Origin of the sequence: Rhodovulum sp. DZ06, assembly GCF_050586345.1 — a bacterium.
In the GTDB taxonomy this organism is placed as follows: domain Bacteria; phylum Pseudomonadota; class Alphaproteobacteria; order Rhodobacterales; family Rhodobacteraceae; genus JBOCEF01.
In genome coordinates this window covers 124062-138798 of sequence record NZ_JBOCEF010000007.1, presented here as the reverse complement: position 1 = coordinate 138798, position 14737 = coordinate 124062, and the positions used below count along the sequence as shown (strand labels likewise).

12 protein-coding genes and 1 tRNA gene are annotated in these 14737 nt (G+C 72.0%); 9 read left to right on the top strand and 4 right to left on the bottom strand.

The window, feature by feature from the left end:
• Positions 1–532: 532 nt before the first annotated feature.
• Entirely contained in the window at positions 533–1390 is an 858-nt protein-coding gene (locus ACQ5SO_RS05475) for a 3-keto-5-aminohexanoate cleavage protein (protein ID WP_430940566.1), read from the bottom strand.
• A 161-nt stretch (positions 1391–1551) separates the two neighbouring features.
• Between ACQ5SO_RS05475 and ACQ5SO_RS05470 the strand changes: the two genes are divergently transcribed.
• The 3 genes from ACQ5SO_RS05470 (at position 1552) to ACQ5SO_RS05460 (ending at position 6032) form a co-directional block, all read left to right on the top strand.
• A complete protein-coding gene (locus tag ACQ5SO_RS05470; RefSeq protein ID WP_430940565.1) occupies positions 1552–2325 on the top strand; it encodes a helix-turn-helix transcriptional regulator in 774 nt (257 codons plus the stop codon).
• Positions 2326–2409: 84 nt separating this feature from the next.
• Positions 2410–4026: an acyl-CoA carboxylase subunit beta gene (locus ACQ5SO_RS05465; protein WP_430940564.1), complete on the top strand. Its 1617-nt coding sequence runs from the start codon at positions 2410–2412 to the stop codon at positions 4024–4026.
• 50 nt (positions 4027–4076) lie between these two features.
• Positions 4077–6032 carry an acetyl-CoA carboxylase biotin carboxylase subunit gene (locus ACQ5SO_RS05460; RefSeq protein WP_430940563.1) on the top strand — a complete coding sequence of 652 codons (1956 nt, stop codon included), beginning with the start codon at positions 4077–4079 and terminating at the stop codon, positions 6030–6032.
• 82 nt (positions 6033–6114) lie between these two features.
• Here ACQ5SO_RS05460 and ACQ5SO_RS05455 read toward each other — a convergent pair whose 3' ends face one another.
• Complete coding sequence (locus tag ACQ5SO_RS05455; protein ID WP_430940562.1) at positions 6115–7263, bottom strand: acyl-CoA dehydrogenase family protein; 1149 nt, start codon at positions 7261–7263, stop codon at positions 6115–6117.
• A gap of 148 nt (positions 7264–7411) precedes the next feature.
• Here ACQ5SO_RS05455 and ACQ5SO_RS05450 point away from each other — a divergent pair, with 148 nt between their 5' ends.
• Together ACQ5SO_RS05450 and ACQ5SO_RS05445 are read left to right on the top strand one after the other, a co-directional pair.
• On the top strand, positions 7412–8842 hold the full coding sequence (locus tag ACQ5SO_RS05450) for an alkaline phosphatase D family protein (protein ID WP_430940561.1): 1431 nt from the start codon (positions 7412–7414) through the stop codon (positions 8840–8842).
• A gap of 165 nt (positions 8843–9007) precedes the next feature.
• Positions 9008–9619: a VPLPA-CTERM sorting domain-containing protein gene (locus ACQ5SO_RS05445; RefSeq protein ID WP_430940560.1), complete on the top strand. Its 612-nt coding sequence runs from the start codon at positions 9008–9010 to the stop codon at positions 9617–9619.
• A 134-nt stretch (positions 9620–9753) separates the two neighbouring features.
• Here ACQ5SO_RS05445 and ACQ5SO_RS05440 read toward each other — a convergent pair.
• A tRNA-Gln gene (locus ACQ5SO_RS05440) sits at positions 9754–9827 on the bottom strand.
• A gap of 362 nt (positions 9828–10189) precedes the next feature.
• On the opposite strand from ACQ5SO_RS05440, the gene efp reads away from it, so the two are divergent.
• From efp to ACQ5SO_RS05420, 4 genes are all read left to right on the top strand, one after another.
• A complete protein-coding gene (gene efp / locus ACQ5SO_RS05435; protein ID WP_430940559.1) occupies positions 10190–10753 on the top strand; it encodes an elongation factor P in 564 nt (187 codons plus the stop codon).
• Positions 10754–10906: 153 nt separating this feature from the next.
• Positions 10907–11698 carry an inositol monophosphatase family protein gene (locus ACQ5SO_RS05430; protein WP_430940558.1) on the top strand — a complete coding sequence of 264 codons (792 nt, stop codon included), beginning with the start codon at positions 10907–10909 and terminating at the stop codon, positions 11696–11698.
• A 361-nt stretch (positions 11699–12059) separates the two neighbouring features.
• On the top strand, positions 12060–13247 hold the full coding sequence (locus ACQ5SO_RS05425) for a DUF2333 family protein (protein ID WP_430940557.1): 1188 nt from the start codon (positions 12060–12062) through the stop codon (positions 13245–13247).
• A gap of 19 nt (positions 13248–13266) precedes the next feature.
• Positions 13267–13857: a hypothetical protein gene (locus tag ACQ5SO_RS05420; RefSeq protein WP_430940556.1), complete on the top strand. Its 591-nt coding sequence runs from the start codon at positions 13267–13269 to the stop codon at positions 13855–13857.
• A gap of 43 nt (positions 13858–13900) precedes the next feature.
• On the opposite strand, the gene ACQ5SO_RS05415 is transcribed toward ACQ5SO_RS05420, so the two are convergent.
• Positions 13901–14608 carry a TetR/AcrR family transcriptional regulator gene (locus tag ACQ5SO_RS05415; RefSeq protein WP_430940555.1) on the bottom strand — a complete coding sequence of 236 codons (708 nt, stop codon included), beginning with the start codon at positions 14606–14608 and terminating at the stop codon, positions 13901–13903.
• Between the last annotated feature and the right edge of the window lie 129 nt (positions 14609–14737).

Below are 14737 nucleotides of genomic sequence, written 5' to 3'. Positions count from 1 at the left end.
GGCGGTGTGGTTGGGGTTTTGGGGGGGTTGGGCGGGGTGTTCCCCGGGGGGGGGGGGGGGGGGGGGGGGGGGGGGCGCCCCCCCCCCCCCTCCCCCGCACCCCCTCCTCCCGCAAACTGGGCGTTGTGCGTTGCTTGCGCGTCGCGTGGGATGAGCCAAGGCGCGCGGCTGCCGGACCTCGCGGTCCTTCGGCCCGCATCGGCCCGCCCGCCCCGCGCCATGGGCGCGTCTCCCCCTTCAGCGCGCCCCGGGCCGAGCGCCCGGCGCTTCCACCGCGCGCGAGGGCTTCAGCCGGGTCAAGGCTGCGCAGCACCGCCGCAGGCGGCCTGGCCTTGACGCGGCTGAAGCCCGACCAACGCTTGAGGGAGCGACCTGGGGGGAGGTTCCTCCCCTCAGGCGCTTCAAAGCAGCATCCATCCGCTAATAACCGCCGCAACGCTCCCCATCCCGGGCGCTCCACCACTTTCGGGGGTTCTCAAGGGGGCGTTGCCCCCTTGATCGGGGGACCGGGGGCGGAAGCCCCCGCCACGCCTCAGAGCCCCATCATCTCCCGCGCCTCCGCTGCGCTCGCCACCTCGCGCCCGGCGTCGCGCGCGGTCTTCGCCATGGCCTCGATCAACTGCCCGTTGGAGGACGCCTTCTCCCCGCCGGGCAGGTAGAACGTGTCCTCGAGCCCCGTGCGCAGGTGCCCGCCCAACTCGGCCGTCTTCGCATGCAGCGGCCAGATCTCGGCCCGGCCGATGGCGGTGACCTGCCAGCGGGCGTCCTCGGGCGCCAGGCGCTTGAGGATCGGCAGCAGCTCCGGGTCCGTCGGCATCCCCGACGCCACCCCCATCACGAAATTCATCTGCGGCGGGCCGGAGAACATCCCCGCCTCGCGATACATGCCGACGCTGCGCACGATGCCGGTGTCGAAGCACTCGAATTCCGGGATCGCGCCTGCGGCGAGGATCACGTCGAGGAAGGCCTGGACCTTCTCGACCGGGTTGTCGAACAGGATCGGCGCCCAGGCCCAGGACCCGTCGCGGCGGGTCTTGAGGTAGTTCAGAGAGCCCGCGTTGCAGGCCGCCATCTCTGGCCGCGTGCGGGCGATGCAGTCGAGCGCCTGCTGGTAATCCGGCCCCACGACGCCCGAGGTGTGGTTGATGATGACCCCCGGGCAGGCCTCGCGGATCGCGGCCTGCACCTCGCGCGACAGCTCCGGGTCCCAGGAGGGAAGATGGCCCATCCCCTCCTCCTGGCGGCGCAGGTGGATATGCATGACGCTGGCCCCGGCCTCATAGGCGCGGCGGGCCTCGGCGGCCATCTCGGCGGGCGTCACGGGGACGTCGTGCTGGCGCGGGTCGGTCAGAACGCCGTTGATCGCGCAGGTGATGATGGCCTTCGACATGGGGGTTCCTCCGGCAGGGGCTGATCTCGGCCCCCATCTAGCCCCTCCGCCCGGCGGCCTGCTTGCGCGAAGCCGCTGCGCCTTTCCCCCCCCTTGCGGCGTTGATCCAAGGGGGGCGTTTAGGATAGCGTTTTAAAAACACATGCTGTTGGGAGGCGGCGATGCAGATGGACCGAGGCCGGGACGTGATGATCGTGACCGGCGCGCGCGTGTTCTACGCGGGGCTTCTGGGCGCGCGGATGAAGCCGCGCAAGCTGGGGGGCGCGGGGATCTACGTGGCCCCCTCGGGGCGCTTTCGGCTGCGCTTCGGCGACGGGCCGTGGCAGGAGCGCGCCTCGGCCTTCATCCCGCCCTGGACGGCGCACGAGGTCGCCTCGGACGGCGCGCGCATCATCAGCCTGCTGATCGAGCCGGAGAGCGTCGCGCCCGACGCGCTCGCCCGCCTGGCGCGCGATTTCGGCGAGGCGCCGGACCAAGCCGCCATCGCCCGCCTGCGCGCCGCCCCGGCCGCGGCCGCGGGGCGGATGGAGACGGAAGATCTCGACCGCCTGACGCTGGGCCGGGCGCTGGCGCCGCGCGCGCTCGACAAGCGGATCGCCGCGGCGCTGGCGCTGATCGACGAACAGGGGCTCGAGGCGCCCATCGCCGCCGATGACTGCGCGGCGGCGGCGGGGCTGTCGACCTCGCGCTTCCTGCATCTCTTCAAGGACGAGACCGGGACCGCCTTCCGCAATCACCGCGCCTGGCGGCGGGCGCGCAGCTTCCTGCACCTGGCCAACAGCGAAGACAGCCTGACCGACGCCGCCTTCAGCCTCGGCTACCCGGACAGCAGCCATTTCAGCCGCTCGATCCGCAAGACCTTCGGGCTGAAGCCGCGCTCGATCCGCATCGGGTCGAAGGGGCTCGCCGTCCACGCGCCGCCGCTGCCCGCATAGGCGAAAGCGGGTCGGCGCAAGACCGGCCCGCGCCGCGCCCGCTATCAAGTTCCCCGACGCAACACGACACGCGAAGGGGCGCCCATGGCCCGCATCGGCACCGCCATCTCTCCCGATTCCCCCGCCTTCCGGGACAACGCCGCCGCGATGACGGCGCTGCTGGACCGGGTCGAGGCCGCCGAGGCCCGCACCCGCGCCGCCTCGGAACGCGCCCGCCCGCGGTTCGAGAAGCGCGGCCAGTTGCTGCCGCGGGACCGGGTGGCGCTGCTGCTCGACCCCGGCGCGCCCTTCGTGGAGCTGTCGACCCTGGCGGGGTTCGGCCTCGACACCCCGGACCCGGAGAAGTCCGTGCCCGGCGGCGGCGTGGTGGCGGGGATCGGCTACGTCTCCGGGACCCGCTGCATGATCAGCGCGTCCGATTCCGGCATCGCCGCGGGGGCGCTGCAGCCCATGGGCCTCGACAAGCAGTTGCGGGTGCAGGAGATCGCGCTCGAGAACAAGCTGCCCTACATCCAGCTGGTCGAAAGCGCGGGCGCCAACCTGATGGCCTACCGGGTCGAGGATTTCGTGCGCGGCGGCCAGCTTTTCGCCAATCTCGCGCGGCTCTCCGCCGCCGGGCTGCCGGTGGTGACAGTGACGCATGGCAGCTCCACCGCCGGGGGCGCGTACCAGACGGGCCTCTCGGATTACATCGTCATGGTGCGCGGGCGCACGCGGGCCTTCCTCGCCGGGCCGCCCCTCCTGAAGGCCGCGACGGGGGAGATCGCGTCGGAGGAGGAGCTTGGCGGGGCCGAGATGCACACCGCCGTGTCGGGCCTTGGCGATTACCTGGCCGAGGATGACCGCGAGGCGATCGGCATGGCCCGGCGCATCGTGGCGGGGATCGACTGGCCCGTCGGGGACACGGGCGCGCGGGAGGCCGCCGAGCCCGCCTTCGACCCGGAAGACCTCCTCGGCCTGATGCCCGCCGATTACCGCAAGCCGGTCGACATGCGCGAGATCATCGCGCGGATCGTCGACGGCTCCGAGTTCGAGGAATTCGGCGCCCGCTACGGCGCCGCCACCCTCTGCGGTTTCGCCCATATCGCCGGGCGGCCCATCGGCATCGTCACCAACAATGGCCCCATCGACCCCGACGGCGCCGCCAAGGCCACGCATTTCATCCAAAGCTGCTGCCAGGCGCGCACGCCGATCCTCTACCTGAACAACACCACCGGCTTCATGGTGGGCCGCGCCTACGAGGAAGGCGGCGCCATCAAGCATGGCTCGAAGATGATCCAGGCGGTGGCGAATGCCGATGTGCCGCAGTTCACCATCTATTGCGGGGCGAGCTTCGGGGCCGGGAATTACGGCATGTGCGGGCGCGGCTTCGCCCCGCGCTTCTGCTTCTCCTGGCCCAACGCCCGGACCGCGGTGATGGGCGGAGAGCAGGCCGCCGGCGCCATGGCGGTGGTGACCGAGGCCAAGGCCGCGCGGGCCGGGCAGCCGGTGGACCAGGCGCAGCTCGACGGGCTCAAGGCGAAGATCATCGCCAATTTCGACGCGCAGATGGACGTGTTCCACACCTCGGCGCGGCTGCTGGACGACGGGGTGATCGACCCGCGCGACACCCGCGCGCTGCTGATCGAGCTGATGGCCGTCGCGCGCGAGGCCGAGGCGGCTTGCCCTCGCCGGATGCAGTTCGGCGTGGCCCGCCCGTGAGCGCCCTTCACCAGCCCCCCGCCCCTTCCAAGACCCCAGAGGGCCGCAAGATGACCGCTCCGACCCCTTTCACCCGCCTTCTGATCGCCAACCGGGGCGAGATCGCGGTCCGCGTGATCCGCACCGCCCGCGCCATGGGCCTCTCGACCGTCGCGGTGCATTCCGAGGCGGACCGGGACGCTTTGCATGTGCGGCTCGCCGACGCCGCGGTCTGCATCGGCGGCCCGGCGCCCGCCGACAGTTACCTGCGCATCGACCGGATCATCGACGCGGCCAGGGCCACCGGGGCAGGGGCCATCCACCCGGGCTACGGTTTTCTCGCTGAGAATCCCGGCCTGCCGGAGGCCTGCGCCGAGGCGGGGATCGTGTTCGTCGGCCCCTCGGCCCGCGCCATCGCGTCGATGGGCGACAAGGCCGGGGCCAAGGCGCTGATGCGCGATGCGGGCGTGCCCGTGGTGCCGGGCCATGACGGCGAAGACCAGTCGTCCGAGGCATTGACGCGCGAAGCCGCCGCCGTGGGATTCCCGCTGATGATCAAGGCCGTGGCGGGCGGCGGCGGGCGCGGGATGCGGCTTGTCGAAAGCGCGGAGGGCTTCGCCGACGCCCTCGCCTCCGCCGCTTCCGAGGCGAAGGCGGCCTTCGGCGACGGCCGGGTGCTGCTCGAACGCGCGGTGATGACCCCGCGCCACGTGGAAATCCAGGTCATGGCCGACCGCCACGGGAACGTGGTGCATCTGGGGGAACGCGACTGCTCGGTCCAGCGCCGGCACCAGAAGCTGATCGAGGAGGCCCCGTCCCCCGCGGTGGACGCGGCCCTGCGCGCCCGCATGGGCGAGGCCTCGGTCGCCGCCGCCAGGGCCATCGGCTACGAGGGGGCGGGGACGTTCGAATACCTGCTCGACGCCGACGGCGCGTTCTATTTCATGGAGATGAACACCCGCCTGCAGGTCGAGCACCCGGTCACTGAAGCCGTGACCGGCCTCGACCTCGTGGAGCTCCAGCTGCGCGTCGCGATGGGCGAGGCGCTGCCGATCCGCCAGGAGGACGTGCGCATCACCGGCCACGCCATCGAGGCGCGGCTCTGCGCCGAAGATGCCGAGGCCGGGTTCATGCCCCAGTCCGGGCGCCTCGCGCTCTGGCGCCCGGCCGGGGGGCTGCGCGCCGATCACGGCCTCTCGGACGGCGCCGAGATCCCGCCCTTCTACGATTCGATGATCGCCAAGCTGATCGCCCATGGCCCCGACCGCGACGCCGCCCGGCGGCGGCTGATCGCGGGGATGGAGGGAACGGCGGCGCTCGGCGTGCGCACCAACCGCGCGTATCTCGCCGCCGCGCTCGGCCACCCGGTCTTCGCGGCGGGGCAGGCGACCACCGGCTTCATCGGGACGCACGGCGCCGACCTCTCCGCGCCCGAGGGGGCCGAGGCCCGCGCCGCGATGCGCGCCGCCGCGCTGCTGCGCGCCGGGCCGCGCGCCCGCCTCTCGCATGGCTACGCCGCGCCGCTGCGCCTCGTGCGGGACGGGCGCGAATACGGGCCCCGCGTCGCCTCCGGCCCCCGCGGGGCGATGCGCGTGGAGATGGAGGGCGAGGCCCCCCTGTCGCTGCGCGTCCTCGGCAAGGACGGCCCGCGCGTGACCTACGAGGAAGACGGCCTGCGCCGCGCCGCCCTGCTGCTGGCCGAAGACGGCGCGGTGGAGATCCAGGAAGACGCCCTGTCCGGCGGCCTCTCCTTCGACTACCGCGACCTGAGCTTCGCGCCGCTGCTGTCGGCCGAGGCGGCGGGCAGCGACGGCAAGCTGCGCGCCGCCCTGAACGGCGCGGTGGTGCGGGTGGCGGCGGCGGAGGGCGAGACGGTGGAGGCCGGGGCCGTGCTGGTGGTCCTCGAGGCCATGAAGATGGAGCACGCCCACACCGCCCCCGTCGCGGGCAAGGTCGCCGCGGTCCACGTGGCCGAGGGCGCCCAGGCGGCCGCGGGCGCGGTGCTGGTGGAGATCGAGGCGGGCTGAGGCCCGCGCCGCCCGCGCGCCGGAAACGAAACGGGGCGGCGGAGTTTCCTCCGCCGCCCCGTTGGCGTCCGACCCGCGCCGCTTACCTGGCGTAGCTGCCCATCATCTTGGTCAGGATCTGCAGCATCACCTCGTCCGCGCCGCCGCCGATCGAGGTCAGGCGCGTGTCGCGATAGATCCGCGCCAGCGGGCCGTCTTCGCTGTACCCCATCCCGCCCCAGAACTGCAGGCACCCGTCCACCACCTCGCGCGCCAGCCGCCCGGCCTTGAGCTTCGCCATGGTGGCGGTGCGGGTGGCGTCCTTGCCGGCCATCATCTCGGCCACGCCGCGCCAGTTGAGCGCCGAGAGCGCCTCGAGCTCGGTCTGCATCTCGGCCAGCTTGAAGGCGACGTACTGGTTGTCGAGGATCGCCTTGCCGAAGGCCTTGCGCTCGGCCGTGTATTCCAGCGTCAGGTCCAGCGCCCGCTGCGCCGCGGCGGTGGTGTTCAGCGCGCCCCAGAGGCGCTCGTTCTGGAACTGCTCCATCTGGTAGACGAAGCCCATGCCCTCCTCGCCGATGCGATTGGTCGCCGGCACGCGCACGTCGTCGAAGAAGATCGTCGCGGTGTCCGAGGCGCGCATCCCCATCTTGACGATGCGCTTGGTCACCTCGACCCCTTTCGACTTCATCGGCACGACGATCAGCGACTTGTTGCGATGCGCGGGCCCGTCGCCAGTGTTGCACAGAAGGCAGATCCAGTCGGCCTGCGCGCCGTTGGTGATCCAGGTCTTGGAGCCGTTGATGACGTAATCGCCGCCATCCATGCGCGCCGACGTGCGGATCGCGGCGACGTCGGACCCCGCGCCCGGCTCGGACACCCCGATGGCCCCGACGCTGGTCCCGGCGATGGCGGGGCGCAGGAATTCCTCGCGCAGCGCGTCGGAGCCGCGCGCCTCCAGCGCCGGGGTGCACATGTCGGTCTGCACCCCGAGCGACATCGCGACCCCGCCCGAGGCGCATTCGCCGAGCGTCTCGGCCACCACCGCGGCATAGGACCAGTCGAGGCCCATGCCCCCCCAGCGCTCGCCCTTCGCCGTGCCGATCAGGCCCAGCGCGCCGAAAGAGCGCATGACCTCGTGCGCCGGGTAGATCCCCGCCGCCTCCCACGCATCGGCGTTGGGGGTCACCACCTCGGCCAGCCAGCGGCGGGTGGTGGCGCGCAGTTCCTCGTGCTCATGGGTCAGCTGCATGGGATCCTCCCTCGTGTCGCCGCGAAGGCTAGGGCCGCGCCCCCGCGCCGGTCTTGCGCCGAGCGGCTGGCCCTTGCGTCAGGCGGGGGGCGTCAGGCGGGGGCAGGGCCCCATTGCCCCCCGCGCCGCGGCCCCTATGTCCCGTAGCATGACACGCGCTTCCACGATCACCGGCCCCGTCCTTTTCCTCGACCATGCCGCCGAGGGGCGCCTCGCGCTCGCCGCCCTGTTCGTCGCGCCGCCCGGCGTGGCGATCCCGCCGATCGAGGCCGGGGGGCGCAGCCACGAGGCGGTGCAGATCAACGATTACGGCGAACGCCTCGCCTGGCGGATCCGGTTCCAGGTGCCCGCCGACGCGCCCTCCTCCTATCGCTGGGACGGCGAGGACTACGCGCTCGCGGGCGACATGGGGGGCGATCTGCGCATCGCCTACGTGTCCTGCAATGGCGAGGAGATCGGGGACCTCGACCGCGAGGGGTCCGAGCGCAACGCGATGTGGGCGCGGCTGGGCGCATCGCACCGCGAGGCCCCCTTCGCGCTGCTCCTGCATGGCGGCGACCAGGTCTATGCCGACGAGGCGACCAAGGGGCACCGGCTGGGCGACGGCTGGCCCACGAAGGTGCCCGAGCCGGAGTCGGACGCCGAGCTGGAGGATTTCCGCCGCCACCTGCGCGACTGTTTCTCGGCCCGCTATGACGCGCTCTATGCCGCGCCGGAATTCGCCTGGCTGGCGGCGCGGGTCCCGTCGCTGATGCAATGGGACGACCACGACATCTGCGACGGCTGGGGATCCTTGCACATCAACGGGACCGGCAGCCCGGTCGCGAAGGTGCTGTTCGAGGCGGCGCGCGAGGCGTTCCTGACTTTCCAGCACGCGGCCTCGGACGGAGACCTGCCCGCGCGCATCCGCCCCTCGGACGGGCCGGCGCTGAACTGGTCGGTGGACCTGCCGGGGCTGCGGCTGCTGGCGCCGGACCTGCGGGCCGAGCGCACGCCGCACCACGTGATGCAGGACGAGGGGTGGGGCTTCATGGAAGACGCCGCCGCCGCCCCCGCGCCCGCGCGCACGCTGATCCTGTCCTCGGTCCCGCTCCTCGGCCCGCGGTTGTCGCTGCTCGAGCGGATGATGGGGCTGATCCCCAAGATCCAGAAATACGAGGACGACCTGCGCGACCAGTGGCAGAGCCGCGCGCATCGCGCGCAATGGCGGCGGATGCTGGGGCTGGTGCGGGACATCCTGTCGAAGGAGGGCGCCGAGGTGACGGCGGTCTCGGGCGAGATCCACCTCGCCACCCGCGCGCACATGTCCTTCGGGGTGGAGCGCGAGCTGCACCAGCTCGTCGCCTCGGGCATCGCGCACCGCCCGCCGCCCAACCTCTGGGCCCGCACGCTGGGCGCGCTGGCCACGCTGGGCGAGGACCCGCTGCCCGACAGCCCCATCACCATCGAGCGGATCCCGGGCCAGAAGACCCGCTATGTCGCCCAGCGCAACTTCCTGACCCTGGCGCGCGAAGACGGCGCCTGGTCGGCGCGCTGGTGCTTCGAGGAAAGCGGCATGTCGCCGCCGCTTCAGATCTGAGGCGCGGGCGCGTTTCGATAAAGTAATACTTAATCTTTAGCGCATTTTTAACGGAAACCCTGAACGCATCCCGGGTTACAACGGGGGCCGGCGCCTGCCGGGCCCGCCTTGCAAGGCATGCGCGGGACCCGGCGTCCCGGGCGCAGCCTTGATGGAGATATGACGATGCTTCGTGCGCTTGCGGTTTGTTCCGCGCTTCTCGCCCCCGGCGCGGCCCTGGGTCTGACCACGGTGACGGTGGACGGCACGGCTTCCGGCGGGTTCGGCGTGGATGTCCAGGAGATCATCTTCACCCCGCTCGCCGCCGGGCCGGCGCTGACGGGCGGGACCACCTACCGCTTCAGGGCGACGGGCCAGGTCGACACCGGCTCGGGCTTCAGCGGCCCCGAGGGGATCTTCTTCGACTTCGCCGCAGTCTCCAGCTCGATGCTGACGCCGCTGCAGGAAGCCGCGGGCCTGACGAGCTCGGCCGCGACCGACGTGGCGGGCGGGTTGATGGCGATGTTCGTGGAGACGGGCGAGCTGCCGGTCGCGGACGCCTTCGACGTGGACGCGGGGGGCGATCTGTCGGTCGAGGGCCTGTTCTATGTCGGCGCGATGCTGCTGTTCACCGCGCCGACCGACGGCCAGGTGTTCTTCGGCGTGAACGACCTGCGCCCGGGCAACAATATCGGGGCGTTCGAGGTGACGGTGGGCGAGGTTCCGCTTCCCGCGGGCGCGGCGCTGCTGTTGTCGGGGATCGGCGGGCTCGCGGCCTTCCGGCGCCGGGCGGCCTGACCGGGGCGCCCGTGACAGGGCGTCTGCGGGGCAGGGCGGTGCGCCATCAGGGCGCCCCGCCCTCGGGCCGTTCGGCAAACGAAAAGGCCGCCAGCGGGTGCGTGGCGGCCTTTTCGATGCAGGGTGGAAAATGTTGGCTGGGGAACCTGGATTCGAACCAGGACCGACGGAGTCAGAGTCCGCTGTTCTACCGTTAAACTATTCCCCAGCAGAACATTTTCACCGACCGGACCCGCGCCGCTTTCGAACCGCCGCCCCGTCGGTGAGCGGTGATCTACAGAAGCCGCCCGGCGGGGTCAACACCCTCCGGCGGAAAAAATGCGCGGGCCCGGAAATCTTTTCCGGGGCGCGCGCGACGGGGCCCCCCGGAGAAGATTCCCGGCCCCGCCGCGCCCCCCGCGACGCCCCCCCCGCGCCGCGCCGCGGCCCGCCTCTCCGGCCCCCGGGGCGCTTGCCAGAACCGGGGGGCGGTGATATGGGCCGCTCGACCCCCGCGCGCCGGGGCCCTGCGCCCGCGGCGCACCCTGCGCGCGCGGACCCGACCCAACACTTACGCACGAGGCCAGGCGCATGCCGAAGATCAACGGCAACGAAATCCGTCCCGGGAACATCATCGAGCATGACGGCGGCCTGTGGATCGCCGTCAAGACCCAGCATGTGAAGCCCGGCAAGGGCGGCGCCTTCGCCCAGGTCGAGCTCAAGAACCTGCGCAACGGCTCCAAGCTGAACGAGCGCTTCCGGTCGGCCGACAAGGTCGAGCGCGTGCGCCTCGAGCAGAAGGACCAGCAGTTCCTTTACGAGACCGACGGGATGCTGGTCTTCATGGACAACGAGACCTTCGAGCAGATCGAGCTGCCCGCCGACATCCTCGGCGACCGCCGCCCGTTCCTGCAGGACGGCATGACCGTGAAGATCGAGTATTACGAGGAAGAGGCGCTGTCGGCGACCGTCCCCGAGAAGGTGACCTGCACCATCGAGGACACCGAGCCGGTGGTGAAGGGCCAGACCGCGGCCAACAGCTTCAAGCCCGCCACCCTCGACAACGGCGTGCGCGTGATGGTGCCGCCCTTCGTCGGGACCGGCGAGGCGATCGTGGTCAACACCGAGACCTTCGAATACGTCGAGCGCGCCTGACCGCGCGCCCCACGCGCCGGGCCCCCCGGCGCGCAAGATGACAGGGGCGGCGGGCCGACCGCCGCCCCGTTTTCCGTTCCCGGCCCCGGCCTTTGCGCACGGGTCCGCGGGGGCGCCCGACCGCTCCCCCGCCCAGATCCCAGGAGGCCCGCGATGCCCACCGTTTCCGCGACCCTGACCGTCATGATCCGCGCCGCGCGCAAGGCCGCCCGCGGCCTGCTGCGCGACTTCAACGAGGTCGAGAACCTGCAGGTGTCCCGCAAGGGCGCCGCCGATTTCGTCTCCCGCGCCGACACCAAGTCCGAGGAGGTCCTGAAGGAGGAGCTGCTCAACGCCCGCCCCCATTATGGCTGGCTGGGCGAGGAGACGGGGAGCTTCGAGGGCAAGGACCCGACCCGGCGCTGGATCGTCGACCCGCTCGACGGCACCACCAACTTCCTGCACGCGATCCCGCACTGGGCCGTGTCCATCGCGCTCGAGCACAAGGGCGAGATCGTCGCCGCGGTGGTGCTGGACGCGGCGAAGGACGAGATCTACGCGGCCGAGAAGGGCGCGGGCGCGTGGCTGAACGACCAGCGCATCCGCGTGTCCTCGCGCGGGGAGATGACCGAGTGCCTGTTCGGCTCGGGCATGCCCTTCGCGGGCAAGGGCGACCTGCCCGAGACGCTGCAGGACATGGCGCGCCTGATGCCGCGCTGCGCGGGGATGCGCCGCAACGGCGCCGCGGCGCTGGATCTCGCCTGGGTCGCCGCGGGCCGCCTCGACGGGTTCTGGGAACGCCGCCTGCAGCCCTGGGACATCGCCGCCGGCATCCTGCTGGTGCGCGAGGCCGGCGGCTTCGTGCAGGACCTGAACCTCGAGGAGGCGAACCCGCTCAAGACCGGGTCCGTCATCGCCGCCAATGCCGAGATCTTCGACCGCTTCACCAAGGTGCTGCGCACCTGATCCGCCGCGCCTGGCCGGCCGCCTCGACCGGCGCCTTCCGAACGGCCCGCTCCCGACCCCGGGGGCGGGCCGTTTGCATGCCCGGGCGCCGCCTGCGGGGGCGCCGCGGACGCAAGCCAAGGGGCCGCCGCCCCTTCCCCCTCCCTCGAAACGCCTTACCTGTCCCCCGCGACCGTGCGATGCCTTGGCGCCCAAGCCGCCCCCGCTTAAGCATGGTCCCGACCCCCGGGCGCCGCAGGCCCCGGATGACGACAGACGCCAGAGCGCACGACCCCGGAGGAGGGGGCGCGCGCCCTCCAGGACGACGACGGCTGCATAACGGCCGCCCCGGCGCCGCCGGGCGAGACGCAGGGACCCACGCATGACCCGCATCATCGATTTCTTCCTCGACATCTGGGACCGGCTGATGGCCTTCCTCGGCCTCGACCGGATCTACCGACGGGGCCGCGAGAAAGCCTTCGAGGGCCGCTCGCCCTTCGGCCGCCTGCTCGGCTGGGGCCGCCCGCTGCTGGCGCTGCTGGCGCTGGCCTGGGTGGTGTACGCGATCTGGACCTTCTCGATCACCCGCAGCTTCGACCTGCAGTTCCCGCAGAAGGCGATGATCGCCGCCGCCACCGCCCCGGTGCAGACGGGCGAGCAGACCGAGGCCGGGGCGGGGACCGAGTCGAAGACCTGCACCCGCAGCTCGATCGTCGACATCCAGGGCGCGCTGATCGACCAGGTGGTGAACCAGGACGAATGGGTCGCGGCCAACCCGGTCTACAAGTTCGGCCTGTTCGGCATCCTGCCCTGGGAGGCGACGCCCTTCTTCGACAACAAGATGTCGTTCCAGATCGGCGTGCTCGACATGGTCAAGAACACGGCGCGGGAGCTTGAGACGAGCCTCGGGCGCGTGCGCGGCACCTCGGCCGCCGACACGGACCTGCAGGGCGCGCTGTCGCGCCTCCAGGTCAACGAGCGGTCCTGGGTGTTCAACAACCCGTTCGATCCGCAGCTCAACACCCTGACCGTCTCGGCCCCGAACTCCTATCGCGGCGCGATCCGGCTCTACGAGCAGTTCAACACCCGCCTCGCCTCCTGCGACGCGCTGTTCGACGCGCGGGCGGACAACCTGTTCAACGTGCTGATGATCTACACCTCCTCGCTCGGCTCGATCTCCGAGCAGCTCTCGCAGCGGTCCCGCGGCGAGGAGTGGGACGTCGACACCCATGCCTTCGTCGAGAGCGAGGGCGCGGGCAATGACCGCGGCTGGTTCGACACCCGCGCCGACAACCTGTTCATGCAGGCCAAGGGGCGGCTCTACGCCCTTCACGGCCTGATGCAGGGCGCCCGGCAGGATTTCGCCGAGGTGATCGAGACGCGCAACATGGCCGATGTCTGGGACCGGATGGAGGCGCACCTGGCCGAGGGCGCCGCGCTTGCGCCCACCGTGATCTCCAACGGGCGGGCCGACGGCACGGTGGCGCCGGATCACCTCTCGGTCATGGCCGCGCACGTCCTGCGCGCGCGGGCGAACATGGTCGAGGTCCGCTCGATCCTCGACCGCTGATCGGGCGGGGGCCGGACGGGTGAGCCTGCTGCACCGCCGCACCGGCCCCGACGCCGCCGACGCGCCGCGCGCCGCGCGACGCGACGCGAAGAAGGACAAGGCCCGCCTGCGCAGATCGCGCCGGCGGGCCTTGCGCTTCAACCTCGCGCTGTTCTTCGCCCTGGTCGGCGTGGCGATGCTGGCCCTGCGCACGGAACGGGCGGGCGAGTTCCTGGCCGGCAATGGCGACGCGGCGGGCCGGGCGGTGGAGATGGCGACGGGGATCCTGCGCAACGCCGACCCGGACGCGGCGACGGCCGAGCCGGTCTTCGCCCTGCGCGGCCGGATCCAGGACCGCATGGCGCGCTGCTTCAGGCTGACCGCGTCCAGCCGCCCCGCGCGGCTCGAGGCGCTGCCGGGCGTGCTGGTGGTGCGGGTCGGGACGGCGCGCAGCCCGGCGCTGGAGATGGACCTCTCCGCGCTCAAGGCCGCGGGCGTCTCGGGCGGATGGATCACCCGGCGGCCGGGGATGGGGCTGGACGACGCGCAGCTCTCTGGCCTCGCCGCCCAGGCCGGGATCGCGGTCTACGCGCCCGGCAGCCCGTGCCCCCAGGTCCGGCCCCGGGGCTGACGGGGCCGGGCAGGGCGGCGCAGCCCTCTTTTCAGTCCTCTTTTCAGCCCTCTTTCGCCGCCCCCGCGGTCATCTGCGCCCCCGAGGCCGCGCCCGGCTCGGGCGGGTTGCAGTCGGGCGAGAGGCCGCGCAGGAACAGCCCTTCGAGGTAGCGCGCCGCGTCGTCGATATGCCCGTCCGCGTCGTCGGGCAGGTTCAGCAGCATCCGCACCTGCACGTCGAAATCGGCGTAATGCTGGGTCGTCGACCAGATCGAGAAGATCAGGTGATAGGGGTCCACCCGCCGGATCTTGCCCTGCGCGATCCAGGCGCGGATCACGCTCGCCTTCTCGTCCACCAGACGCTTCAGGTCGCCCTGGATCACCTCCGCGATTCGCGGCGCGCCCTGCATGATCTCGTTGGCGAACAGGCGGCTCTCGCGCGGGCGCTCGCGCGCCATCTCCAGCTTGCGGCGGATATAGGCGCGGATCTCCTTCATCGGGTCCCCGGCCGCCGACAGCTCGCGCAGCGGGTCGAGCCAGCTTTCCAGCAGGCTTTCCAGCAGGGCCGCGAAGATGTCGTCCTTGCCGCGGAAGTAATAGAGCAGGTTGGGCTTCGACATCCCCGCCCCCTCGGCGATCATGTCGAGCGTCGCCCCCCGGAACCCGTGCCCCGAGAACACCTCGAGCGCCGAGGCCAGGATCCGCTCCTCGTTCTCGCGCTGGATGCGGGTGCGGCGGCGGGTGCGGGCGGCTCGGGGGGCGTCGCTCATGCCGCGCCCTCGCGGCGGTGGGGTCCGGTCATCTGGTCTGCCTCCTGCGCATGGCCCGCGGTCGGTTTTTCGCCTTGACCGCGCGGCCCGGCTTGATAGCGTGATTTTTGACCAGATGGTCAAGCAACT